A 24,441-nucleotide genomic window follows, 5' to 3' on the forward strand; every position below is an offset into this window, starting at 1 on the left:
GCCCTCGGCGGGGAGGAGGGACCTCGGTCCCAAGACATCCCATGACCTCGTGAATAGCGTCACGAGTACGACGCACTCAGCGAGGGAGCTTCAGATGTCCACCACAGCAACAACCCCCACCGGGACCGACGCCACCGCGCCGGCCTGGGACGGCTTCGTCACCGGACCCTGGTGTGACGGGATCGACGTCCGCGACTTCATCCAGCGCAACTACACGCCGTACACCGGCGAGGCCGACTTCCTCGCCGGCCCCACGGAGCGCACCACCGGCATCTGGGCGAAGCTCAGCGAGATGTTCCCGGCCGAGCGGGCCAAGGGCGTCTACGACATCGACAACCACACCCCGTCGACGATCGTGTCGCACCCGGCCGGCTACATCGACCAGGAGAACGAGCTGATCGTCGGCCTGCAGACCGACGCCCCGCTCAAGCGCGCCATGATCCCCAACGGCGGGTGGCGCATGGTCGAGAAGAGCCTCGAGACCTACGGCTACGAGGTCGACCCCCAGGTCGCCACGATCTTCACCACGTACCGCAAGACGCACAACGACGGCGTCTTCGACGTGTACCCCCCGAACGTCCGGGCCGCGCGCTCCTCGCACCTCATCACCGGCCTGCCGGACGCCTACGGCCGCGGCCGCATCATCGGCGACTACCGCCGCGTGGCGCTGTACGGCGTCGACGCGCTGATCGAGGCCAAGCGCCTCGAGCGGCACGAGATGGACATGGAGCCCTCGGTCGAGGACGTCATCCGCGACCGCGAGGAGAACGCCGAGCAGATCCGCGCGCTCGTCGAGCTCAAGCAGATGGCCGCGTCGTACGGCTACGACATCTCCCGCCCGGCGACCACCGCCCGCGAGGCCGTGCAGTGGCTGTACTTCGCCTACCTGGGCGCCGTGAAGGAGCAGAACGGCGCGGCGATGTCGCTGGGCCGCACCTCCACGTTCCTCGACGTGTACCTGCAGCGCGACCTCGCGTCGGGCGCGATCACCGAGGAGTTCGCGCAGGAGCTGATCGACGACTTCGTCATCAAGCTGCGCATCGTCCGGTTCCTGCGGACCCCGGAGTACGACCAGCTGTTCTCCGGCGACCCGACCTGGGTCACCGAGTCGATCGGCGGCATCGGCGAGGACGGGCGCCCGCTCGTCACCAAGTCGTCGTTCCGGTTCCTGCAGACGCTGTACAACGTCGGCCCGGCCCCCGAGCCGAACCTGACCGTGCTGTGGAGCAACCGCCTGCCCGAGGGCTTCAAGAAGTTCTGCGCCCAGGTCTCGATCGACACCTCCGCGATCCAGTACGAGTCGGACGACCTCATCCGCACCTCCTGGGGCGACGACGCCGCGATCGCCTGCTGCGTGTCCCCGATGCGGGTCGGCAAGCAGATGCAGTTCTTCGGCGCCCGGGTGAACATCGCCAAGGCGCTGCTGTACGCCATCAACGGCGGCCGCGACGAGGTGTCCGGCAAGCAGGTCGCGCCGGTGTCCGCGCCGGTCGAGGGCGACGTCCTGGACTACGAGGACGTGGCGGCGAAGTACGACAAGCTGCTCGACTGGCTGGCCGAGACCTACGTCGACGCGCTGAACTGCGTGCACTACATGCACGACAAGTACGCGTACGAGCGGCTCGAGATGGCGCTGCACGACCGCCAGATCCTGCGGACCATGGCCTGCGGCATCGCCGGCCTGTCGGTCGTCGCGGACTCGCTGTCGGCGATCAAGTACGCCAAGGTCACGCCGGTGCGCGACGAGGACGGCCTGGTCACGGACTACGTGATCGAGGGCGACTTCCCGACGTACGGCAACGACGACGACCGCGCGGACGACATCGCCGTGGGCATCACCAAGGCGTTCATGGAGAAGATCCGGCGGCACAAGACCTACCGGAACGCGCTGCACACCCAGTCGGTGCTGACCATCACCTCGAACGTCGTCTACGGCAAGGCCACGGGCAACACCCCCGACGGCCGCCGCGCCGGCGAGCCGTTCGCCCCGGGCGCCAACCCGATGAACGGGCGCGACTCGCACGGCATGCTCGCCTCCGCGATGTCGGTCGCGAAGCTGCCGTACTCCGAGGCGATGGACGGCATCTCGCTCACCTCGACGGTCGTGCCCTCGGGCCTCGGCCGCACCAAGGAGGAGCAGGTGGCGAACCTGGTCGGCCTCATGGACGCGTACAACGTGTCCTCCGGGTACCACCTGAACGTCAACGTCCTCAACCGGGACACCCTCGAGGACGCCATGGAGCACCCCGAGAAGTACCCGCAGCTCACCATCCGGGTGTCGGGCTACGCCGTGAACTTCGTGCGGCTGACCCGCGAGCAGCAGCTCGACGTGCTGTCCCGGACGTTCCACGGCGGCATCTGACGCCGAGCGGCACCGCTGCCCGGCCCGGGGGAGCAGCCCCGGGCCGGGCGGCCCGCCACCGCACCACCCGCACCACCCAGCAGGACCCCGCGAGGAGGTCGCGACCATGAGCAGCAGCCAGTCCGTCGTCGGCGAGGTCGGCGCCCCGGTGATCGAGCTCGGCCTGCCCGTCACGGGCGGCTCGCACGAGCGCTCGACGGCCGGCACCGCGGGCCTCGCGGTGAGCGACGCCGAGCGCAGCGAGAAGTTCGCGCAGATGCGCGCCGGCGAGCTCGGCTCGCTGCACTCCTGGGAGCTCGTCACCGCGGTCGACGGCCCCGGGACCCGGCTCACCACGTTCCTGGCCGGCTGCCCGCTGCGCTGCCTGTACTGCCACAACCCCGACACCATGGAGATGCGGCGGGGCGAGCCGGTGCTCGCCGAGGAGCTGCTGCGCCGGATCCGGCGGTACGTCCCGGTGTTCGCGGTCACCGGCGGCGGCCTGACGATCTCCGGCGGCGAGCCGCTGATGCAGCCGGCCTTCGTCGCCCGGCTGCTGCGCGGGGCCAAGGAGCTCGGCGTGCACACCGCGATCGACACCTCCGGCTACCTCGGCGCGCACTGCTCGGACGCGATGCTCGCCGACATCGACCTGGTGCTGCTCGACGTGAAGTCGGGCATCCCCGAGACGTACAGGAAGACCACCGGCCGGGACCTGCAGCCGACCCTCGACTTCGGCCGCCGGGTCGCCGCGAGCGGGACCGAGATCTGGATCCGGTTCGTGCTCGTGCCCGGGCTCACCGACGCGCCGGAGAACGTCGACGCGGTCGCCGACTACGTCGCCACGCTGTCCACCGTCAGCCGGGTCGAGGTGCTGCCGTTCCACCAGATGGGGCGGGACAAGTGGCAGAGCCTGGGCATGGCGTACGAGCTGGAGGACACCCAGCCGCCGAGCCCGGAGCTGGTGGCGCGGGTGCGGCAGCAGTTCCGGGACCGCGGGCTGACGGTGTTCTGACCGGTCAGGCCACCGTCGCGCTCGCGTCGGCGACCCCGGGCGGGAGCAGCCGGCGCCCGAGCACGCGCCCGGACCAGCCGGTGCGGTCCAGCCACGGGCAGATGCCGCCGAGGTGCGCGGGCCAGCCGGCGCCGAGCAGCATCGCCAGGTCGACCTGCTCCGCCGACGGCACCACGCCCTCGTCGAGGAGGGAGCCGATCTCCTCGGCCAGCCCCCGCGCGACCCGGTCGAGGACGGCCGCCTCCTGGTCGGCGCGGCTGCCGCCCGCGGTGGGCGCGCCGAACGCGTCCTGGATCGCCGGGTCCACGACGGGCAGCCCGGCGGCGCCCGGCGCGGCGACGGCGCGGCCGTGCTCGACCAGCGCGTCCAGGCCGGGGGACAGCGGGTAGCGGTCCCCGAGCTCGTCGTGCAGCGTGACCAGCACGTGCCGGGCGACCGGGAGGCCGACGAGCTGCAGCAGGGCGAACGGGCTCATCGGCAGGCCGAGGGGGCGCAGCGCGGCGTCCGCGGCCTCGACGGGCGTGCCGTCCTCGACCGCGCCCAGCACGTCGGCGAGCATCCGCAGCAGGACGCGGTTGACCACGAAGCCGGGCCGGTCGGTGGTGCGGACGACGGTCTTGCCCGCGCGCCGCGCCACGTCGACCGCCGTGGCGAGCGACGCGGGGTCCGACGACGCCGTGGCGACGACCTCGACCAGCGGCATCTGGGCCACGGGGTTGAAGAAGTGCAGCCCGACGACCCGCTCCGGGTGCGCGAGGCCCTCGGACATCGCGGTGACGGACAGGGCGGACGTGTTGGTGGCGAGCACGCAGTCCGGGCGGACCAGGGCCTCGACCTCGGCGAACACGGCGCGCTTGACGTCCAGCACCTCGGTGACGGCTTCGATCACCAGGTCCGCGTCGGCGAGGTCCGCGAGGTCGGTGCCGACCCGGATGCCGTCGAGCAGGGCGCGGCCCGCGTCCTCGGGCAGCCGGCCGCGCGACACGGCGGACCCGACGAGGTCCCGCACCCGCTCGCGCCCGGCGGCGGCCCGCTCCTCGTCGACCTCCCGCATCGCCACCGGCACGCGGAGCCGTGACCCGAGCAGGACGGCGAGCTGGGCGGCCATGAGCCCGGCGCCGACGATGCCGACGCTCCGGACCTCGCGGGGCGCGGCGTCCTCCGCCTCGGCGCGGGCGGCGCGGCGCGCGCCCCGACCGGTCAGCTCCGCGGCGTACAGCGCGGCCCGGGCCTCGTCGGACGCGAGCAGCCGGGACAGGGCGTCGTCCTCCGCGCGGAAGCCGGCCTCCCGGTCGCGGGAGCCCGCGCGGGCCAGCAGGTCCAGAACGTGCGCGTACGCCGGGGCGGCGCCGTGCAGCCGTGCGTCCAGGGTGGCAGCGGCGCGCGTGACCGGGTCCGGCTCCCCCGCGGGCACCGGGGGGACGGCGGCCGCGCGGGGGTCGGGGGAGCCGGCCCGCAGCACGCCGGCCGTCCAGGCGAGCGCCGACTGCTCGAAGCCCTCGACCGGCAGCACGGAATCGACCAGGCCGAGCTCCAGGGCCTGCTCGGCGGTGGTGAGCCGGTTGTTCGCGAGCGGGCGCAGCACGGCGAGGTCGACGGCGGCGGGCAGACCGACCAGGCGGGGGAGCAGCCACGACCCGCCCCAGCCCGGCACGATGCCCAGCGACGCCTCGGGGAGCCCGATCGACCGGATCCCCGCGGCCGCGACCCGGTGGTCGCAGTGCAGGGCCAGCTCCAGGCCGCCGCCGAGCGCGTGCCCCGTGATCCAGGCGAACGTCGGCACCGGCAGCTCACCCAGCGGGCGGAGCGCGGCGTGGCCGGCCTCGGCGAGCGCGCGGGTCTGGCCGAGTCCGTCGAGGCGGCGGGCGACGGAGAGGTCGGCGCCCGCGACGAAGCAGCCCGGGCGGCCGGTGACCGCCACGGCGGCGATCTCGCCGGCCTCGGCGCGGACGCGCACCGCGTCCAGGGCCTCGCGGAGGACGGTGAGGCCGCGCGGGCCCAGGGTCGTGGGGCGGCGCTCGTCGGTCGCGGTGAGCGTGAGCAGGGCCAGCACGCCGGCGCCGTCGGGCAGGTCGACGTCCCGGGCGGTCACGCGCAGGACGTGGTCGTCGGCCTCGGCGGGCAGACCGCCCGGCGCGCCGGCGACGGGTGCGCCGGGCGCGGACGCGTGGCCGCCGGGCGTGGCGGGGTCGCGCGGGGCGGACGACGGGGACGGCTCGGTGGCGGCGTGGCGCATGCGGCACTCCCTGGGGACGACGGTGTCCGGTCGGAACACCGCGACCCTAGCCGCGCCGGTGCCCGCTGTCGCGGCGCCCGCGGCGACGGCGCGCCGCGGCCCCGCAGGTCAGCCGCCCGGGCCGCTGCGCCGAGTGGGTACTCGACACGTCGAGTGAGCATCCGCCGACTACTCGCTCGACGTGTCGGTTGCCCACTCGGCGCGGCACCCGGGCCGCTCAGGCCGGGGTCGCCACCGCGGCGAACGCCGCCGCCAGGCGCGGGGCCAGCAGCCCGATCTGCCAGGGCCGCGCGCCGCCGGCGGCCAGCCGCTCGGCCAGGTGCTGCTCGTCGGCCGGGGTCGGCGGGGCCCAGCACACCCGGCGCAGCAGGTCCGGCTGCAGCAGGTTCTCGGCCGGCACGGTGTGCGTCTCGGACAGCTCGGCGACGACGGCGCGCGCCGCGGTGAGCCGGGCGGCGGCCGCGGGATCGCGGTCGGCCCAGGCGCGCGGCGGCGGCGGGGCGTCGGTGCGTGGGCCGCGGCTGCTGGGCAGCTGGTCCTCGGGGAGCTGCAGGCCGGTGTCGATCGCGCGCTGCCAGAGCGCGGCGCGGCGCCGGGTGCCCTTGCCGGAGAACTGCGGCAGCGCGACGAGCTGCGGCACGGACCGCGGCAGCGCCTGCGCGGCCGCGACGATGGCGGCGTCGGGCAGGACGCGGCCGGGGGAGATGTCCCGCTGGCGGGCGTTCTCGTCGCGGGTCTCCCACAGCGAGCGCACGACGGCGAGCCGGCGCGGGTCGCGGATGGCGTGCACGCCGGACACCCGGCGCCACGGCTCGACCCGGGGCGCGGGCGGCGGGGCGAGGCGCACGGCCTCGAACTCCTCGGCGGCCCACTGGGCCTTGCCGGCGAGAGCCAGCCGCTCGGCGAGGACCTCGCGGAGCTCGACCAGCACCTCGACGTCGAGCGCGGCGTACCGGAGCCACTGCTCGGGCAGCGGTCGGGTGGACCAGTCGACCGCGGAGTGCTCCTTGGCCAGGCCGAGACCCAGCAGCTCGGCGACGACGGCGGCGAGGCCGACGCGCTCCAGGCCCAGCAGCCGGGCGCCCAGCTCGGTGTCGAAGACGCGGGAGGGGCGCATGCCCTGCTCGGCGAGGGCGCCGAGGTCCTGGGACGCGGCGTGCAGCACCCACTCGACGCCGACCAGGGCGTCGGACAGCGGGGACAGGTCGGGCACGGCGACCGGGTCGATGAGCGCGGTCCCCGCGCCCTCGCGGCGCACCTGCACCAGGTAGTTGTGCTGGCCGTAGCGGTAGCCGGACGCGCGCTCGGCGTCGACGGCCACGGGGCCGGTGCCGGCGCCGAACGCCTCGACGACCCGGGCGAACGCCTCGGGGGTGTCCACGACCGCGGGCACGCCCTCGGCGGGCTCGGTCAGGGGGACGACGGCGGCGGGCTCGGCGAGCCCCGTCGCGTCGGCGGGCTGCTCGTGGTCGGCGCCGGCCGGGGCGCTCGTCTCCTCGGCCGGGGTACCGGCCGGGTGCGGGACTGACTGCATGGGACAACCGTAGGCCGTCGGCGCGCCGCGCCCGTCCCGGCGCGCAGGCGCGGGGCCGGGTCCGGCGTCCGGCACGGCCCGGGGCCTCAGGCGAGCAGGCCGGTGCGGATGGAGATGGCGACCAGGGCGGCGCGGTCGCCGGTGCCGAGCTTGCGCGAGATGCGCGCGAGGTGGCTCTTGACGGTCAGCGCGGACAGCCCGAGCTCGTCGCCGATGGCGCGGTTGCTGAACCCGTCGGCGACGAGGCGCAGCACGCTGAGCTCGCGCGAGGTGAGGTCGGGGCGGGTGCGCGCGAACGGCGACGGCACGGCGCCGGGGGCGGACCCGGGCGGGCCGACGGTGGCGTTCGGCTCGGTGGCGACGGCGCCGCGCAGGCCGCCGGTGAGCAGCCCGACCAGGTCGCGGCGCCCGGCGCGGCGGGCGAGCAGGATGACGCGCCCGGAGCCGCGGCGGCGCAGGTTCCGCACGAGGGTCTGGCCCTCGCCCTCGGCGAGCTCGGTGACCACGACGCACATCTGGCCGAGGGGGCGGCGGCGCGGGTCGGTGCCGGTGCCCGTGCCCTGCGAACCGGGGCGGCGCGCCTGCGTGGCGACCGCGCCCGCCCGGGCGCCCGGGACGCCCGGTGCCAGGCCGGTGCCTCGTCGAATCGGCTCGATGCTCACTGCGGTGCCCCCTTGACGGTCCAACACTTGCCCCCTCTATCGACCCGTCGCCCCGGTGTCTTGAGCAGAACGGGTGACATCGTGACCCGCTCGTGACCCGGTTGTCACGGGCGAGCTCAGTGCCGCGGCCCCAGCGCGACGACGCCCTCGGGCAGCGGCGGCAGCCCGGCGACCGTGCACAGCAGGGTGCCCCAGGCGCGCAGGTGCGGCGCGAGGTCCTCGTCGCGGGCCGTCCAGGAGGCGCGCAGCTCCAGCTCGCAGAGCTCCGGGCGCTCGTCCAGGGCACCGAAGGACTGGGAGAGCACGCGGGTCACGGTGCCGCCGGCCGCGCGGGCGTCGACGTCGGCGGACGCGAGCGCGTCGGAGAACCAGCTCCACGCCACCTCGGCCAGCAGCGGGTCCTGGCCGACCTCGGGCTCCAGCGTCGCGCGCACGAGGGTGACGAGCCGGAACGCCCCGTCCCACGCCTCCTGGCCCGCGGGGTCGTGCAGCACCACGAAGCGGCCGGAGGCGAGCTCGTCGGCGTCGGGGTCGCGGCGGGTGCTGCGCACGTCGGCGACGAGGGCGGCGGTGTACGGGGCGATCCGCGCGGGACCGGGCGCCTCCTCGAGGGACACCTCGGGTCGCAGCGTCACGCCCCGCAGCGACCGCAGGGCGCGCAGGAACTCCGGTGGCGCGTCGCGGGGGCCGGTGCTCACAGCGCCGAGCGTAGGGGCGACCCTCTCGACCGGTGGGCGCGGCACGCCGGGCGACGACGCCCCGGACTAGGGTGAACCTGCCCTGGCACCGCTTCGAAGGAGCACCTGCGCATGTCTGCACCCGCCGCACAGATCGGCGTCACCGGCCTGGCCGTGATGGGCCGGAACCTCGCCCGCAACCTGGCCCGGCACGGCTACACCGTCGCGGTGCACAACCGCTCGCAGGCGAAGACCGACTCGCTGATCGCCGACCACGGCGACGAGGGCACGTTCGTGCCGTCGGTCACGACCGAGGAGTTCGTGGCGTCGCTGGAGCGGCCCCGCAAGGTGATCATCATGGTCAAGGCCGGCGCCCCGACCGACGCGGTGATCGACGAGCTGGTGCCGCTGCTGGACGAGGGCGACATCGTCGTCGACGCCGGCAACGCGCACTTCCCGGACACCCGTCGCCGCGAGGCAGCGCTGCGCGAGAAGGGCCTGCACTTCGTCGGGACCGGCGTGTCCGGTGGCGAGGAGGGCGCGCTGAACGGCCCGTCGATCATGCCGGGCGGCTCGCGCGAGTCGTACGCGGTCCTGGGTCCGATCCTCGAGGACATCTCCGCGAAGGTCGACGGCACCCCGTGCTGCACCTACGTCGGCCCGGACGGCGCCGGCCACTTCGTCAAGATGGTGCACAACGGCATCGAGTACGCCGACATGCAGCTGATCGCCGAGGCGTACGACCTGCTCAAGCAGGGCCTGGGTGCGTCCGCCGCGGAGATCGCCGACATCTTCCGGACCTGGAACGAGGGCGACCTCGAGTCCTTCCTCATCGAGATCACCGCCGAGGTGCTCTCCCAGGTCGACGCGGAGACCGGGTCGGCGTTCGTGGACGTCGTGCTGGACCAGGCGGAGCAGAAGGGCACCGGCCGCTGGACGGTGCAGAACGGCCTGGACCTGGGCGTCCCGATCACGGGCATCGCGGAGGCGACGTTCGCCCGCGCGCTGTCCGGCTCGGTCCCGCAGCGCACCGCCGCGCGCGGCACGCTCCCCGCGCACGCGGGCACCTTCGAGGTGACCGACCGCGACGCGTTCATCGAGGACGTGCGCCTGGCGCTGTACGCCTCGAAGGTCGTGGCGTACTCGCAGGGCTTCGACCAGATCGCGGCGGCCTCGGCGGAGAACGGCTGGGACATCGACCGCGGCGCCATGGCGCGCATCTGGCGGGGCGGCTGCATCATCCGCGCCCGGTTCCTCAACCGGATCACCGAGGCGTACGAGCGCGACGGGGACCTGCCGCTGCTGCTCGCCGACGAGTACTTCACCGGCGCGGTCGGCAACGGCGTCGCGGCCTGGCGCCGCGTCGTGGCCCAGGCCGCGCTGGCCGGGGTGCCGACCCCGGCGTTCTCCTCGTCGCTGTCGTACTACGACGGGGTGCGGGCCGAGCGGCTGCCGGCGGCGCTGATCCAGGCGCAGCGCGACTTCTTCGGCGCGCACACCTACAAGCGCGTCGACAAGGACGGCACCTTCCACACCGAGTGGTCCGGCGACCGCGCCGAGCACGAGGCGTGAGCGCGGCGACGCCGGCGCCGGGCACGGAGGGGCTGCGCGACCTGCAGCCCGTCATGCTCGGCGCCGACATCGGCGTGTACGCGCTGGCGCGCGCGTTCCACGAGGCCTACGGCGTCCGGTCGATCGTCGTGAGCGGGGCCGCCCTCGGGCCGGTCGCCGACTCGCGGATCGTGGACAACCGCCTGGTGGCGGACGGGCACGACCCGCGCCAGCTGGTCGACGCCGTGCTGGAGGTGGCCCGCGAGCAGGCCGGGAAGCGGCTGGTGCTGCTGGCCAACTCGGACTGGCTGGTCCGGGTCGTCGTGCAGCACCGCGCGGAGCTCGAGCCGCACTACGTCGTGCCGTTCCTGTCCGAGGACCTGATGGACCGGCTGTCGGACAAGGCGACGTTCGCCGAGATCGCGACCGACCTCGGCCTGGCGGTGCCGCGGACGATCGTGCAGGACTTCGCGCTCGCCGACGACCCGGCCTGGGCGCCGGTCCCGGTGGACGTCGGCTACCCGCTGATCGCCAAGGCGGCCAGCAGCGCCGACTACCAGGAGGTCGAGTTCGCGGGGAAGAAGAAGGTCTTCGAGATCTCCTCGGCCGACGAGCTCGACGCGCTGTGGGCGTCGCTGAAGGGCGCCGGGTTCCGCGGGCGGTTCGTCGTCCAGGAGCTCGTGCCGGGCGACGACACCCAGATGCGGTCGATCACGGCGTACGTGGACTCCCGCGGCTCGATCACGCTGCTCGCCTCCGCGCACGTGCTGCTCGAGGAGCACACGCCGTCCGGCCTGGGCAACCCGGCCGCGATGGTCGTCACCCGGGAGCAGGGGATGCTCGACCAGGCGGCGGCGTTCCTGCGCGGCGTGGGCTACGTCGGGTTCGCGAACTTCGACGTGAAGGTGGACCCCCGGGACGGGTCCTTCCGGTTCTTCGAGGTCAACCCGCGCATCGGCCGGAACAACTACTACGTGACGGCCGCCGGGGCGAACGTCGCGCGGTTCCTGGTCGAGGACCGGGTGCTGGACCGCGCGGTCGAGCCGGTCGTGGTCGACACCGAGGTGCTGTACTCGATCCTGCCGCACCGGCTGCTGCTGCGGTACGTGCTGGACCCGGCGCTGGCCGGGAAGGTGCGCGGGCTCATCCGGGCCGGGCGGGTGGCGCACCCGCTGCGGTACCGGCGCGACGCCGGGCTCAAGCGGCGCTGGTACGTGCTCGCCGCCGGGCTGAACCAGGTGCGCAAGTTCCGCCGGTACTACCCGGAGCCGACGAGCACGGGGTTCTGACCTCGGCGCCCACGCGTCACGACGAGCGACGGCCGGTGCCCCCGCACGGGGCGCCGGCCGTCGTGCGTGCGGGGGAGGGCGGCCTCAGCCGAGCTCGGACGTCCCCGAGTACAGGTGCAGCACCGGCACGTGCAGCTCCTCGCGGGCGCGGGAAGCCCAGTCGCGGTGGAACGTGTCCTCCAGCGCGTGCGGGTAGGTCACGACGACCACCTCGCGGGCGCCCTCGGACGCCACGGCCGCGCGCAGCGCGGGCAGCGGGTCGTCGTCGACGACGGTGCCGGACGCGCTCACCCCCGCGTCGGCGAACGCGGCCAGGCTGTCGGCGAGCTGCTCGGCGGCGTCGGCGGTCGCCTCCGTCGGCTCCGGCTCCCGGCCCAGGACGGTGTCGAGCGCCTCGCGGAGCTCGCCCAGGCTGAGCTGGTCGACCAGCGAGACGAGCACGTTGCGCTCGGTGTCGGCGGGGACGAGCACGCGGTACTGCAGCTGCTCGCCGTCGTGCAGCGAGACGATGTGCGCGACGTCGGCGGCGGCGAGGGTGTCCTCCGTGAGGACCAGGATCGTGTCGGTCACGGCTCGACCCTAGCGGGCGTCGGCGCTGCTCACCCGCCCGCGCCGCTCACCCGCCCGCGCCGAGGACCCAGCGCCCGAGCAGCATCCCGTCGCTGTGCAGCAGGTGCGCCGGCCGGGCCGGCAGCGGGTCGAGCCACGCGGGGCCCTGCACCGCGCGCAGGCCCGGCCCGCCGACGACCAGCGGGCTCGTCGTCAGGCAGAGCTCTTCCACCAGCCCGGCCCGCACGAGGTCGGTCAGCAGGCGCGGACCGCCCTCGGCGAGCACGCGGGTCAGGCCGCGGTCGGCCAGCGCGGCGAGCGCCGCGGCGAGGTCGACGTCGTGCTCGCCGGCCACCAGGACCCGGTCGTCGCCCAGCTCGGCGCGCAGGTCGGCGAGCCGCGGGTTCGCGGCGACGGTGACGACGTACGGCGGCCGGTCGGTCCCCCGCAGGCCCTCCGGCAGCGCGCCGGACGCCGTCACCAGGGCGAGCTCGAGGTCGGGCGCCTGTCCGCGGGCGGCGCGGGCCGCGCGCAGGTCGGCGGGGACGGACAGCGGCGTGTACCCCTCGGCGCGGGCGGTCCCGGCGCCGACCAGGACCACGTCGGCCACCGCGCGCATGACCCGGAACACCCGCCAGTCCGCGGGGCCGTTGATGCTGCGGGACCGGCCGTCGGGGCCCTGGGCCGAGCCGTCGACCGTGGCGATCATGTTCGCGCGCACCGCGGCGGGCCTGCCGGGCGCGGGCTCCGGGTGGGCGTACAGGTCGTGCAGCGCGGGCTCGCCGGCCTCGGGGGCCAGCGTCGCGCCGGCGCGGTCCAGGGGCAGCAGCACGTCCAGGGGCGGGAGCTCGCGGGGCATGGCGGTCAGGCTAGTCGTAGGCTGTGCGGCCGTGAGCCCGAGCCCCGCCACGCCGACGACGGCCAGCCTGACCTCCCGGCGCCCCGACGTCGGACGCGACCGCCTGCTGGCGGAGCGCGTCCCGCCGCCGCACTTCGCCGGCGAGTCGTTCGACACCTACTGGCCGGACCCGGAGTACCCGAGCCAGGCCGCCGCCGTGGACCGGCTGCGCGAGGTCGCCGCGACGCTGACCGGCGCGGGCGGCTCCGGCGGCCTGCTGGGCCGGCTGCGGCGCAGGCGCGCCGCGGTGCCCGCGGTGTACCTCGACGGCGGGTTCGGCGTCGGCAAGACCCATCTGCTGGCGTCGCTCGCCGCGGCCGTCGGCCCGGAGGCGGCGGCGTACGGCACGTTCGTCGAGTGGACCAACCTGGTCGGCGCCCTCGGGTTCCGGCCGACCGTCGACGCGCTCGCGAGCCGGAAGCTCGTCTGCATCGACGAGTTCGAGCTCGACGACCCCGGCGACACCGTGCTGATGTCCCGCCTGCTGCGCGAGCTGACCGACCGGGGCGTGGCGCTGGCGGCCACGTCCAACACGCTGCCGGAGTCGCTCGGCGAGGGCCGGTTCGCGGCCGACGACTTCCTGCGCGAGATCCAGGACCTGTCCGACCGGTTCGAGGTGCTGCGGATCGACGGCCAGGACTACCGGCGGCGCGAGGCGGTCACCGACGCGCCCGGTCTGGACGACGACGCGGTACGGGCCGCGGTCGCGGGTGCGCCGGGCGCGACGCTCGACGACTTCGGCGACCTGCTGGCGCACCTGTCGACGGTGCACGCCTCGCGGTACGGGGCGCTGCTGGACGGCGTCGAGCTCGTCGGGCTGACCGGGGTGGGGCCCGTGCCGGACCAGGACGTCGCCCTGCGGCTGGTGTCGCTGGTGGACCGGCTGTACGACCGGGACGTGCCGGTGCTGCTGGGCGGCGCGGGGGAGTCCGTGCTGTTCACCGAGCAGATGCGGGCGGGCGGGTACCGGAAGAAGTACTACCGCGCGCTGTCCCGCCTGGGCGCGCTGGCCGAGCGCGGCCGCCAGGAGGCCGCGGCCCGGGCCTGACCGGCCGGCGCCCCACGTCGAGTGGAAGGTCTGGCCCGACACGCCGTCGGCGTGTCGGGCCAGACCTTCCACTCGAGGGGGTCAGGGGGCCAGGACGGCGACCGAGCGCGGGCCCAGGAGCACCTGGGCCTCGTCGCCCTCGTCCGCCGGGACGACCCGGGCCGTGGCCCACGAGGCCAGGACCCGCACGTCAGCCACCGTGCCCAGCGGCACGGTGCGCTCGGTGGCGGCCAGGTTGACCACCACGCGGGCGTCGCCGCGGTGCAGCACGAGCCAGTCCGCCCACGCCCCGTCGACCGGCGCGGCGCCCTCGGCCCAGGTCAGGTCCGTGCGCGACCGGTCGCCCGAGGCCAGGTCCGGGACCTCCCGGCGCAGCCGCGCGAGCGCCCGGTACCAGTCGAGCATCCGCTCGCCGCCGGGAAGCGTCGGCTCGTCCCAGTCGAGCCGGCCGGCCTCGAACGTGGCCGCCGCCTGCGGGTCCGGGACCTCGAAGGTGTCCTCGTCCGCCCCGTACATCTCCGCCCAGCCGTGCCCGCCGAACTCCCGCGACCGGCCCTCGCGCACCGCCTGGGCGAGCTCGGGCTCGGGGTGGTCGGTGACGTACATCCACGGGGTGCGGGCGCCCCACTCCTCGCCCATGAACAGCATCGGCGTGAACGGGGACAGCAGCACCAGCGCCGCGGACGCGGCCAGCGCGCCGTCGTCGAGCGCGTCCGACGGCCGGTCGCCCAGCGCGCGGTTGCCGACCTGGTCGTGGTCGGAGCCGAACACGACGAACCGGTGCCCGTCGACCTCGGGCGGCACCGGGGCGCCCCAGTCCCGCTCCCGGAACGTGGAGTACCCGCCGTCGTGCACGAACACGTCGCGGTACGCCTTGCGCAGCGTCTCCGGGGCGCCGAAGTCGACGTAGTAGCCGTGCCGCTCGCCGGTCAGCAGGGCGTGCAGCGCGTGGTGCACGTCGTCCGCCCACTGCGCCGTCATGCCCCAGCCGCCCTCGGACGTGGGGGTGACCGACACCGCGTCGTTCAGGTCGACCTCGGCGATCAGCGACAGGGGCCGGCCGACCTCGGCGGCCAGGGCCGCGACCTCGTCCGACAGCTGCGCGAGCACGTGCCGCGGCGAGTCGTCCACCAGCGCGTGCACCGCGTCCAGGCGCAGGGCGTCCACGTGGAAGTCCCGGAGCCAGCGCAGCGCGCTGTCCACGATCCACCGGCGCACCTCGCCGGCGTCCGGCCCGTCCAGGTTGATCGCCGCGCCCCACGGCGTGTGGTGCGCGTCGGTGAAGTACGGGCCGAACTCGCCCAGGTAGTTGCCGGACGGGCCCAGGTGGTTGTGCACGACGTCCAGGCAGACCGCCAGCCCGGCGGCGTGCGCGGCGTCCACGAACCGCTGCAGGGCGGCCGGCCCGCCGTACGGCTCGTGCACGCCGTACAGGCTGACGCCGTCGTAGCCCCAGCCGCGCTCGCCGTTGAACGGGGCGACCGGCAGCAGCTCGACGACCTCGACGCCCGTGGCGACGAGGTGGTCGAGGCGCCCGGTCGCCGCGTCCAGCGTGCCCTCCGGGGTGAAGGTGCCGACGTGCAGCTCGTAGACGACCGCGCCGCGCACGTCGCGCCCGGCCCAGCCGTCGTCGGACCACGCGTGCCGGGAGGCGTCGAACACCCGGCTCGGGCCGTGCACCCCCGCGGGCGCCCAGGGGCCGCGCGGGTCGGGCCGCGGGTCGCCGCCGTCGAGCACGAACGCGTAGTCGGTACCGTGAGGCAGGTCGCGGTCGCCCGTCCACCAGCCGTCGCCGGCCGCGGTGAGCGGGACGGTCTCGGCCCCGGCGTCGTCGGCCGCGGGCAGGTGCAGGGCGACGGTCGTCGCGCGGGGCGCCCACACGTCGCCGGGCCGGACATCACGGGCGGCGCGGGTCTCGGTCACGCGTCGGTCCTCCTCACGAGCAGGGCGACCGGCAGCCGGTCGAGCAGGTCGGACAGCGGGCGCACGCCGCCCTCGACGGGCCGGTCGGCGAGCACGTCGTGCCAGTCGCCCTCGGGCAGGGCGACGGTGTGCTCGCCCCAGCCGCCGAGCCGGTCGACCATCGCGGCGAGCCGGGTGGCGACCACCGCGACCCGGGGCTCGCCGTCGGCGGTGCGCGCGTAGGTGAGCACGTGGCCGGTCGAGTGCGGCAGGGGCGTGATCCCGGCGCCCGGGCCGGTGAACGCCTCGGGCAGGTCCCGGCGCAGCCGGAGCGCGCGCGAGGTGACCAGCAGCTTCTCGTCCGCCAGGTCGCGAGCGCCCGCGCCCTCGTCGAGCCGGGCGAGCCGGGCCGCGATGGCCGCGTGGTCCACCGGGCGGCGGTTGTCCGGGTCGACCAGCGCGACGGCGGGCACCTCGGTGCCCTGGTAGACGTCGGCGACGCCCGGCAGCGTGAGCTGCACCAGCTTCTGCCCGAGCACGGCCGCCCGCACCGCGTCCCGGGTCCGGTGCTCCCACTCGGTGAGCAGGCCGGCGACCCGCTCGTCGCCCAGCGCCTGGACGGCGACGTCGAGCACCGCGCGCTCGTACGCCTCGTCCGGGCTGGTCCACGACGTCCGGTCCTTGGCCTCGCGGACGGCCTTGGTCAGGTACTCGGTCAGCCGCTCGGCGGCGATCGGGCCGTCCGCCGTCCAGGTGCCCGCCAGGGTCTGCCACAGCAGGTTCTCGGCGCGTCCGTCCAGGAGGGTGCTGCGGTAGGACGCGGTGGCCTCGCGCAGCCGACCGACCAGCTCGGCCCACTCGACCGGCAGCTCGGACAGCACGCCGAGCCGGGCCCGGACGTCCTCGCTGCGCTTGGTGTCGTGCGTCGACAGCGTGGTCATGCCGAGCGGCGTCTGCTGCTGGGCGCGGACCGCCCAGGCCAGCAGCTCGGTGGGGGACAGGGCGAACCGCTCGGGCTCGCCGCCGACCTCGGTGAGGGACACCAGGTGGGTCCACCGGTAGAACGCGGTGTCCTCGACGCCCTTGGCCATCACCGCGCCGCACGTCTGCTGGAACCGCACGACGAGCTCGTCGCGCTGCGGCTCGCGGGTGCGGCCCGCGCTGCCGACCTCGCGGCCGAGCAGCAGGTCGACCAGGACGTCCATCGTCGCGGCGCGCTCGGGCGACAGCCGGGCGCGGGCGATCCGGGCGGCGTGCTCGAGCACCTCGACGTCCGCGGGGTGCGGCGTCCGGCCGGGCACGACGTACGCCCGGTACCGGTCCATCGCGACCAGCAGCTCCACCAGGCAGTCGTGCAGCGACCGCCAGGTGTGGTCCCGCAGCCGCAGGTCGCCGCGGCACACCTCGGCGGCGAGCTCGGTCAGCCGGTACACCTCGGCGTACAGCGCGCGGTCGACGATCTCGCGCTTGGCGGTGTCGACCACCTCGGGCAGGGCGTCGGACGCCTCGCCGGTGAGCCGGTGCATGAGCGCGCCGAGCCGGGCGCCGCCGCCGGGGTCCACGAACGCCTGCTGGATCCGCCACAGCGCCTCGTAGCCGGTGGTGCCGGCGGTGTCCCAGTCGGCGGGCAGCTCCTCGTCGCCCTGCAGGATCTTCTCCACCACCACCCACGCGCCGCCCGAGCGGTCGCGCAGCCGCTCCAGGTAGCCGCCCGGGTCGGCCAAGCCGTCCGGGTGGTCGATCCGCAGGCCGTCGAGCACGCCCTCGTCCAGCAGGCGCAGCACCAGGGCGTGCGTCGCGTCGAACACGGCGGGGTCCTCGACGCGGATCGCGGCGAGGGTGCCGACGTCGAAGAACCGCCGGTAGTTCAGCTCCTCGTCGGCGACCCGCCAGTACGCCAGCCGGTAGTGCTGCCGCTCCAGCAGCTCGGCCAGCGGCAGCGCCTCGGTCCCCGGCCGGACCGGGAACGTGTGGTCGTAGTAGCGCAGCACCGGCTGCGGCTCGTCGCCCTGGCCGGGGACGACCTCGTGCTCGAGGTGCAGCTCGCCCGAGGCCAGGACGGTGCCGATCCGGTCGCCGAGCACCGGCATGAGCACGTCGCCCTCGCCCGCGGACCAGTCGACGTCGAACCAGGAGGCGTACGGCGACGCGGGGCCCTCGGCGAGCACCGACCACAGCGCCTTGTTGTGCCACGCGGGCGTGGGCACGGCCATGTGGTTCGGGACGATGTCCAGCACCAGCCCGAGCCCGGCGGCGTGCGCCCGGTCGGCGAGCCGGCGCAGCGCCGGCTCGCCGCCGAGCACCGGCGACACCTCGTCGTGGTCGACGACGTCGTAGCCGTGCGTCGAGCCGGGCGCCGCGGTGAGGACGGGCGACAGGTACACGTGCGTCACCCCGAGGTCGGCCAGGTACGGCACCAGGTCCGCGGCGTCGTCCAGGGTGAGGTCGGCCCCCAGCTGGAGCCGGTAGGTGGATGTCGGCACCGGGCGGCCGGGAGCGGGGAGGCGCCGGGTGGGGGTGCGGGGCTCCGTCCCGCGGTCCGCGGTCACTTCTTGTGCCGCGGCTCGGCGGGCTGGTCGCCGGCGTCGCCGTCGGCGGTCGGCGCGGCGGGCGCCCTCGTGGTGTGCGACGGCACGTCCGTGGAGGCGGTGGACGGGGCGCCGCTGGCCATCGACGTGGTCGCCGGCGCCTGGGTGACCGGGTCGACCTGCTGGACCGGGGGCCGGGAGAGCACGACAGTCGACCGGTGCGCGATCTCGACCGTGCTGGAGTGCGCGATCTCGTCGCCCGGGGCGAGCTGGTGGTCGCTGTCCAGGACGACGGTCCAGGTCTCGCCGTACTCCGCGTCGGGCAGCGTGAACGACGCCGGCTCCGGCTGGGCGTTGAACAGGACCAGGAACGAGTCGTCGACGATCTCCTCGCCGCGCAGGTCGGGCTCGGCGATGGCGTCGCCGTTGAGGAAGACCATGACGGCGCGGGCGAACTCCTCCTGCCACTGCGCGTCGGACATGTGGGTGCCCGCCGGGGACAGCCACGCGATGTCGCGCAGGTCGGACTCGCCCCCGCGCTCCGGCGCGCCCGCGAAGAACCGGCGGCGACGGAACACCGGGTGGTCCTTGCGCAGGTGCACGACCCGTCGCGCGTACTCGAGCAGCTCCGTGTCGTGCTCGTCGAGGTCCCAGTTCTGCCACGAGATCTCATTGTCCTGGCAGTACACGTTGTTGTTGCCCTGCTGGGTCCGGCCCATCTCGTCGCCGTGCAGGATCATCGGAACGCCCTGGGACAGCAGCAGCGTGGTCAGGAAGTTGCGGCGCTGCCGGCCGCGCAGGTCCAGGACGGCGGGGTCGTCCGTGGGGCCCTCGACGCCGCAGTTCCAGGACCGGTTGTGGCTCTCGCCGTCGCGGTTGCCCTCGCCGTTCGCCTCGTTGTGCTTCTCGTTGTAGGCGGTGAGGTCGGCCAGGGTGAAGCCGTCGTGCGCGGTGACGAAGTTGACGCTCGCGATGGGTCGGCGCCCGGTGTGCTCGTACAGGTCGGAGGACCCGGACAGCCGGCTGGCGAACTCGGCCAGCGTCGACGGCTCGCCCCGCCAGAAGTCGCGCACGGTGTCCCGGTACTGCCCGTTCCACTCCGACCACAGGGGCGGGAACCCGCCGACCTGGTAGCCGCCGTCGCCGAGGTCCCACGGCTCGGCGATGAGCTTGACCTGCGAGATGATCGGGTCCTGCTGCACGATGTCGAAGAAGGCGCTCAGCCGGTCGACCTCGTGGAACTGGCGGGCCAGCGTCGCCGCGAGGTCGAACCGGAACCCGTCGACGTGCATGTCCTGCACCCAGTACCGCAGCGAGTCCATGATCAGCTGCAGGACGTGCGGGGATCGCATGAGCAGCGAGTTCCCGGTGCCGGTGGTGTCGAAGTAGTGCGCCGGGTCGTCGTCGACCAGCCGGTAGTACGACGCGTTGTCGATGCCGCGGAACGACAGGGTCGGCCCCAGGTGGTTGCCCTCGGCGGTGTGGTTGTAGACCACGTCGAGGATGACCTCGATGTCGGCGGCGTGCAGCGCCTTGACCATCGCCTTGAACTCCTGCACCTGCTGGCCGGTGCTGCCGAAGGCGGCGTAGGCGTTGTGCGGCGCGAAGAAGCCGATCGTGTTGTAGCCCCAGTAGTTCGACAGCCCGCGGTCCTGCAGGGACGGGTCGTTGACGAACTGGTGCACGGGCATGAGCTCGACCGCGGTCACGCCGAGGCTGGTGAGGTGCTCGATGACCGCCGGGTGGGCGAGCGCGGAGTAGGTGCCGCGCATCTCCTCGGGCACCGCCGGGTGCAGCTGCGTCAGGCCCTTGACGTGCGCCTCGTAGATCACCGAGTCGTGGTACTCGTGCTGCGGCGGACGGTCGTGGCCCCAGTCGAAGTAGGGGTTCACCACGACGGAGGTCATGGTGTGGCCGGCGGAGTCCTCGGTGTTCCGCTCGTCCTCGGCGCCGAACGTGTACGAGTACAGCGACGGGTCGTTGTCGATCTGCCCGTCGATGGCCTTGGCGTACGGGTCGAGCAGGAGCTTGGACGGGTCGCACCGGTGGCCCTGCGCCGGGTCGTACGGGCCGTGCACCCGGAACCCGTACCGCTGGCCGGGCTGGAGCGCGGGGACGTAGCCGTGCCACACGAACGCGTCGACCTCCGGCAGGTCCACCCGCGTCTCGTTCCCCGCCTCGTCGAACAGGCAGAGCTCCACCCGCTCGGCGACCCCCGAGTACAGCGCGAAGTTCGTGCCGCTGCCGTCGTAGGTCGCGCCGAGCGGGTAGGGGCGTCCGGGCCAGATCCTCATGCGCGTCAGTCCTCCGGGGGCAGGTGGGGCGGGCGGCGGGTCGCCGCTCCTGGGCACAGCGTGCCAGGGGACCCCCCAGGTGCGCAGGACGAACGGTCGCCCGGAGGTGCCCGCGGGGCCGCGCGCGGCGGACGGGGCGGCGGGCGACGGGCCGGCCGCGGGGCGGCGGCGGGCCCGCGCTGGGCCGAACGGGCGGCGCCACCGGGGAGTTCACCCGGGGCAGACGCCCTGTTCACCCCGTCGGACTATCGCATAACGGGCAAATCGGACCCATGCTCAGGGTCATGGCGGAACAGGACGACGCGCGGGTGGTGATCACCAACGCGGACATCGCGGCGGCGAAGCGGGACTGGCAGCTCGCCCGCACCCGCGGGGACCTGCCCGCCCGCGTCGACGAGGCGTACGACCTCTACCGGCGGCTGGTGTCCGCCCAGGCGCAGCAGATCGCGGACACGTTCCGGGCGACGGGGGCGCTGCGCGCGGACCAGGGCTGAGCCGCCCGCTGCGAGGGGGCTGCGAGCGCGGTGCGAGGGGACGGGTGCGTCCTGGTGCGGACCCGCCGGCGCCCGGCCGGTGGCCCGACCCGCGAGGGGGACCGCATGTCCACGACCACGCCGACGACGCCCGCGACCACGGCGGGTGCCGCCGCGCCCGGGCCGGCCGCGCCCGTCCGGCCCGGCGACCTGCTCGAGCCCGCCGGCCCGAGCACCGCCGACGTGGCGGGCCGGGTGTTCGCCGCGAGCCTCGGCGCGCAGGAGCTCGCCGCCCTGCACGCCGGCGACCGGCTCGGCTGGTACCGGGCGCTCGCGCAGCACGGGCCGTGCACCGCCGACGAGCTCGCCGGGCTCACCGCCACCCACCCGAGGTACGCGCGCGAGTGGCTGGAGCACCAGGCCGCCGCCGGGTACGTGGTGCCGGCGGGCGGCGCGTTCGCCCTCACGCCGGGGGCCGCCGAGGTGCTGGCCGACCCGGACTCGCCCGACTACCTCGCCCCGCTGGGCCGGATGCACGCCGCGAGCGTGCGCGTCTCGGACGACCTGCACGAGGCGTACCGGTCCGGCGGCGGCGTCCCGTGGGAGCGGCTCGGCGCGGACGCCCGGGAGGCGCAGGCCGCGCTCAACCGGCCGTTCTTCCTGCACGGCCTGGCCCGGCTCGTCGCGGACGCGCTGCCGGACCTGGACGGCCGCCTGCGCGCCGGCGCCCGGGTGGTCGACGTCGGGTGCGGCGAGGGCTGGTCGTCGATCGGGCTGGCGCTCGCGTACGAGGACGCGGAGGTCACCGGCGTCGACCTCGACCCGGCGTCGGTGGCGGCGGCGCGGCGGCACGCGGCGGCGCGGGGCGTGGAGGACCGGGTGCGGTTCGTCGCGGCCGACGCGGCCTCGCTCGCCCGGCCGGGTGCGGCGGGTGGGTACGACGTCGGCACCGCGTTCGAGTGCGTGCACGACCTGGCGGACCCGGTGGCGGTGCTGGCGTCGCTGCGGTCGCTGGTCGCGGACGACGGCTGGGTGCTGGTCGCGGACGAGCGGGTCGCGGAGGAGTTCACCGCCCCGGCCGAGCCGCTCGACCGGTGGTACTACGGGTTCTCGCTCGGGGTGTGCCTGCCGGACGGCCTGTCGCACCCGGGCGGGGTCGGGACCGGGACCGTCATGCGGCCGGCGACGCTGGCCGGGTACGCGCGCGCGGCGGGCTTTGCGGCGACGGAGGTGCTGCCGGTCGAGCACGACCTGTTCCGGTTCTACCGGCTGCGGGGCTGACGCGGGGCCGCGGCGGCGGGCGCGCGGCGGGCCGGGGCGCGGTCCCCGGGGGCGTCGGGCGTCCCGGACGCCGGCGCGGCCAGCCGGTCGACCGCGGCGCCGAGGTCGTCGTCGGCGCCCGCGTCGACCAGCTCCGCGAGCCGCCGGCCGCCCAGCTCGACCCCGAGCCCGGCCCGCGCGGCCGCGAGGGCGTCGGCCTCGACCCCGTAGGTCACCGGCAGGTCCGGGGCGGTCACGGCGCCGAGGAGCAGCGCCGCCTCCTCGGGCCGTTCCAGGCGCAGCAGCAGCGGGACGGCGTTGCGCAGGGCGGTGAGCAGGTGCGTGCGGTTGCCGGCGGGCGCCCAGTCCCGGGCCAGCGCGAGCAGGTCGTCGAGCGCCCCGGCGGGGTCGGGGCGGCGCGCGACGGCGGCCACGGTGGCGGCCCGGGCGACGCCCGACAGGTACCGGTCGCCCACGCCGTCGGCGAGGGCCCGGGCGTCCGCGAGCGCCGCGACCGCCGCGGCCGGGTCCGTGCGGGCCAGCACCTCCCCGGTGGTGAACGCGAGCCAGGCGCGGTCGGACGGGGCGGCGTGCACCGGGTGCACGGCGCGGCGGAGCTGCGCGAGCGCGGCGTCGGCGGCGATCGGCCGGTCCCGGTAGGCCGCGACCAGCGCGGGGTACGTCAGGCCGATGACCCGGTAGTGCGCGTCGGCGGCGTGCTGGGCCTCCGCGGCGATCCGGCCGCCCAGGGCGACCGCGTCCTCGGTGCGCCCCTCGAACAGCGCCAGGTCCGCCAGCACCTCGAGCGCGTGCAGCCGGTCCGCGGCGTCGGTGGCCCCCGCGAGCGCCTGCTGGGCGCGGCGGCCCGCCCCGCCGCGGTGGCCCTGCACGAGCGCGCGGGCCGCGAGCGCGGCGAGCACCGCGGGCGCGTCCTCCCGGCCGGGCACCGGCCAGGCGAGCACGTCGGTGCGCAGGGCGTCGACCGCGTGCCGGTGCAGCGCGCGGGTGAGCCGCACGGCGAGGTCCGGGTCGTGCGTCGCGGCCCAGGCGTGCGCGACGCGCAGGTCCGGCAGCAGCGCCGTGAGCTGCGCGCGGGCCTCGGGCTCGCCGGGGCCGCGCAGCGCCCGGTCGGCGTCCCGGGCGACGTCCAGCAGCACCGCGGCGTGCCGCGCGCGCACCGGCTCCGGGGGCGGCCCCACGACCGCGCGCACGGTCTGCAGCATCCGGTACCGGGTGCGGCCGCGGGCGTCGTCGCGCACCAGCAGCGAGGCCCCGGCGAGCAGCTCGGCGGTCCGGGCCGGGACGTCGAGCACGCGGGCCGCGAGGTCGGGCGCGCACGCGGTGGCGAACACGGGCCAGCCGTCCAGCGCGGTGCGGGCGTCCCGGGTCAGCAGCTCGCGCGACCAGCCGACCAGGGCGGCGAGCGACCGGTGCCGCGCGGGCGCGTCCCGCCGCGGCTGGACGAGGGCGTCCAGGCGCGCGTCGAGCAGGTCCGCGAGGTCCGCGACGGTGAGCGTGGCGGTGCGCGCCGCGGCCATCTCGACCGCGAGCGGCAGGCCGTCCAGCCGAGTGACGATGCGGGTGACGGGGTCGGCGGTGCCGCCCGTCGCGCCGCCGGCACGCGCCCCGGGCGTCGGGGGCGGGGTCGCGCGCCCGGCCGCGGCGCGGGCCCGGTCCCGGAACAGCCGCGCCGCCGGGGAGCCCGGTCCGGCCGTGCCCAGCGGCTCCACCAGGAGCACGTGCTCGCCCGCCACCCCGAGCGGGGTCCGGCTGGTCGCCAGCACCCGCAGGGGGCCGGGCTCGGACAGCAGCAGGTCGACGCACTCCGCCACCGCCCCGGCCACGTGCTCGCAGTTGTCCAGCACCAGGACGGTCGGGCGGGTCCCGGCCCGGGCCAGGACCTGGGCGGGGGCGTCGGCCGGGTCGGCGTCGAGGCCCTGGGCGATCGCGGTGGCGACGGCGGCGGGGTCGCGGATCGCGGCGAGCTCGACGAACCGGGGGACCAGGGGGGCGGTCACCCGCGCGGCGGACTCGAGCGCGAGGCGTGTCTTGCCGACCCCGCCGGGGCCGACGAAGGTGACCAGGGAGCTCTGGTCGAGCAGGGCGCGGGCGGCCCGCAGCTCGGCCTCCCGGCCGACGAAGGACGTGCGGGGCCGCGGGAGCGGCGGGGGTGCGGGCCGCCCG

The 24,441-nt window shown here is 75.8% G+C and carries 16 protein-coding genes and 1 pseudogene; 7 read left to right on the forward strand and 10 right to left on the reverse strand.

What is annotated here, in order from left to right:
- Positions 1-94 precede the first annotated feature (94 nt).
- The gene (gene pflB / locus MHY85_RS06250) at positions 95-2,362 is read left to right on the forward strand and encodes a formate C-acetyltransferase (protein WP_239194255.1); all 2,268 of its coding nucleotides are present in this window, start codon (positions 95-97) and stop codon (positions 2,360-2,362) included.
- A 106-nt stretch (positions 2,363-2,468) separates the two neighbouring features.
- The gene (pflA, locus tag MHY85_RS06255; protein WP_239194257.1) at positions 2,469-3,356 is read left to right on the forward strand and encodes a pyruvate formate-lyase-activating protein; all 888 of its coding nucleotides are present in this window, start codon (positions 2,469-2,471) and stop codon (positions 3,354-3,356) included.
- A gap of 4 nt (positions 3,357-3,360) precedes the next feature.
- Here pflA and MHY85_RS06260 read toward each other — a convergent pair whose 3' ends face one another.
- The 4 genes from MHY85_RS06260 to MHY85_RS06275 form a co-directional block, all read right to left on the reverse strand.
- Positions 3,361-5,592, reverse strand: a complete 2,232-nt coding sequence (locus MHY85_RS06260) for a 3-hydroxyacyl-CoA dehydrogenase NAD-binding domain-containing protein (protein WP_239194259.1) — start codon at positions 5,590-5,592, stop codon at positions 3,361-3,363.
- Between the two features lie 217 nt (positions 5,593-5,809).
- Entirely contained in the window at positions 5,810-7,126 is a 1,317-nt protein-coding gene (locus tag MHY85_RS06265) for an HRDC domain-containing protein (protein WP_239194261.1), read from the reverse strand.
- A gap of 86 nt (positions 7,127-7,212) precedes the next feature.
- Positions 7,213-7,788, reverse strand: a complete 576-nt coding sequence (locus tag MHY85_RS21755) for a LuxR C-terminal-related transcriptional regulator (RefSeq protein WP_308191326.1) — start codon at positions 7,786-7,788, stop codon at positions 7,213-7,215.
- Between the two features lie 116 nt (positions 7,789-7,904).
- The gene (locus MHY85_RS06275; protein ID WP_239194263.1) at positions 7,905-8,486 is read right to left on the reverse strand and encodes a DUF3000 domain-containing protein; all 582 of its coding nucleotides are present in this window, start codon (positions 8,484-8,486) and stop codon (positions 7,905-7,907) included.
- Positions 8,487-8,597: 111 nt separating this feature from the next.
- Between MHY85_RS06275 and gndA the strand changes: the two genes are divergently transcribed.
- Positions 8,598-10,037: an NADP-dependent phosphogluconate dehydrogenase gene (gndA, locus tag MHY85_RS06280; protein ID WP_239194264.1), complete on the forward strand. Its 1,440-nt coding sequence runs from the start codon at positions 8,598-8,600 to the stop codon at positions 10,035-10,037.
- Complete coding sequence (locus tag MHY85_RS06285; protein ID WP_308191327.1) at positions 10,034-11,305, forward strand: hypothetical protein; 1,272 nt, start codon at positions 10,034-10,036, stop codon at positions 11,303-11,305. Before gndA ends, MHY85_RS06285 begins: the two co-directional genes overlap by 4 nt.
- Before the next feature lie 84 nt (positions 11,306-11,389).
- Here the strand turns inward: MHY85_RS06285 and MHY85_RS06290 are convergent, their stop codons facing one another.
- Together MHY85_RS06290 and MHY85_RS06295 are read right to left on the reverse strand one after the other, a co-directional pair.
- Positions 11,390-11,875: a hypothetical protein gene (locus tag MHY85_RS06290; RefSeq protein WP_239194266.1), complete on the reverse strand. Its 486-nt coding sequence runs from the start codon at positions 11,873-11,875 to the stop codon at positions 11,390-11,392.
- A gap of 46 nt (positions 11,876-11,921) precedes the next feature.
- Positions 11,922-12,713: a dihydrofolate reductase family protein gene (locus MHY85_RS06295; protein WP_239194268.1), complete on the reverse strand. Its 792-nt coding sequence runs from the start codon at positions 12,711-12,713 to the stop codon at positions 11,922-11,924.
- Positions 12,714-12,744: 31 nt separating this feature from the next.
- Here MHY85_RS06295 and zapE point away from each other — a divergent pair, with 31 nt between their 5' ends.
- Positions 12,745-13,800 (forward strand): cell division protein ZapE, encoded by a 1,056-nt coding sequence (zapE, locus tag MHY85_RS06300; RefSeq protein ID WP_239194270.1) that lies wholly within the window; start codon positions 12,745-12,747, stop codon positions 13,798-13,800.
- Positions 13,801-13,881: 81 nt separating this feature from the next.
- Here the strand turns inward: zapE and treZ are convergent, their stop codons facing one another.
- The 3 genes from treZ to glgX all read right to left on the reverse strand — a co-directional run bounded on the left by treZ (position 13,882) and on the right by glgX (position 20,524).
- Positions 13,882-15,723, reverse strand: coding sequence for a malto-oligosyltrehalose trehalohydrolase (gene treZ, locus MHY85_RS06305; protein WP_239194272.1), 1,842 nt, complete (start codon positions 15,721-15,723; stop codon positions 13,882-13,884).
- Entirely contained in the window at positions 15,720-18,185 is a 2,466-nt protein-coding gene (gene treY, locus MHY85_RS06310; RefSeq protein ID WP_239194274.1) for a malto-oligosyltrehalose synthase, read from the reverse strand. Before treY ends, treZ begins: the two co-directional genes overlap by 4 nt.
- Before the next feature lie 62 nt (positions 18,186-18,247).
- Complete coding sequence (gene glgX / locus MHY85_RS06315; RefSeq protein ID WP_239194276.1) at positions 18,248-20,524, reverse strand: glycogen debranching protein GlgX; 2,277 nt, start codon at positions 20,522-20,524, stop codon at positions 18,248-18,250.
- Positions 20,525-20,808: 284 nt separating this feature from the next.
- On the opposite strand from glgX, the gene MHY85_RS06320 reads away from it, so the two are divergent.
- Together MHY85_RS06320 and MHY85_RS06325 are read left to right on the forward strand one after the other, a co-directional pair.
- Positions 20,809-21,018: a hypothetical protein gene (locus MHY85_RS06320; protein ID WP_154729113.1), complete on the forward strand. Its 210-nt coding sequence runs from the start codon at positions 20,809-20,811 to the stop codon at positions 21,016-21,018.
- 105 nt (positions 21,019-21,123) lie between these two features.
- Positions 21,124-22,278 carry a bifunctional 2-polyprenyl-6-hydroxyphenol methylase/3-demethylubiquinol 3-O-methyltransferase UbiG gene (locus tag MHY85_RS06325; protein ID WP_239194278.1) on the forward strand — a complete coding sequence of 385 codons (1,155 nt, stop codon included), beginning with the start codon at positions 21,124-21,126 and terminating at the stop codon, positions 22,276-22,278.
- Here the strand turns inward: MHY85_RS06325 and MHY85_RS06330 are convergent.
- A pseudogene (locus MHY85_RS06330) lies at positions 22,260-24,441 on the reverse strand (hypothetical protein); the annotation flags it as partial. The gene MHY85_RS06325 and the pseudogene MHY85_RS06330 overlap by 19 nt on opposite strands.

Origin of the sequence: Cellulomonas sp. ACRRI, assembly GCF_022346185.1 — a bacterium.
Taxonomy (GTDB): Bacteria; Actinomycetota; Actinomycetes; order Actinomycetales; family Cellulomonadaceae; genus Cellulomonas.

Bases quoted from the DNA above. Each gene is read 5' to 3' on its own strand.
- pflB (WP_239194255.1), top strand. From the start codon at position 95: ATGTCCACCACAGCAACAACCCCCACCGGGACCGACGCCACCGCGCCG.
- pflA (WP_239194257.1), top strand. From the start codon at position 2,469: ATGAGCAGCAGCCAGTCCGTCGTCGGCGAGGTCGGCGCCCCGGTGATC.
- MHY85_RS06260 (WP_239194259.1), bottom strand. From the start codon at position 5,592: ATGCGCCACGCCGCCACCGAGCCGTCCCCGTCGTCCGCCCCGCGCGAC.
- MHY85_RS06265 (WP_239194261.1), bottom strand. From the start codon at position 7,126: ATGCAGTCAGTCCCGCACCCGGCCGGTACCCCGGCCGAGGAGACGAGC.
- gndA (WP_239194264.1), top strand. From the start codon at position 8,598: ATGTCTGCACCCGCCGCACAGATCGGCGTCACCGGCCTGGCCGTGATG.
- MHY85_RS06295 (WP_239194268.1), bottom strand. From the start codon at position 12,713: ATGCCCCGCGAGCTCCCGCCCCTGGACGTGCTGCTGCCCCTGGACCGC.
- glgX (WP_239194276.1), bottom strand. From the start codon at position 20,524: ATGAGGATCTGGCCCGGACGCCCCTACCCGCTCGGCGCGACCTACGAC.
- MHY85_RS06320 (WP_154729113.1), top strand. From the start codon at position 20,809: ATGGCGGAACAGGACGACGCGCGGGTGGTGATCACCAACGCGGACATC.
- MHY85_RS06325 (WP_239194278.1), top strand. From the start codon at position 21,124: ATGTCCACGACCACGCCGACGACGCCCGCGACCACGGCGGGTGCCGCC.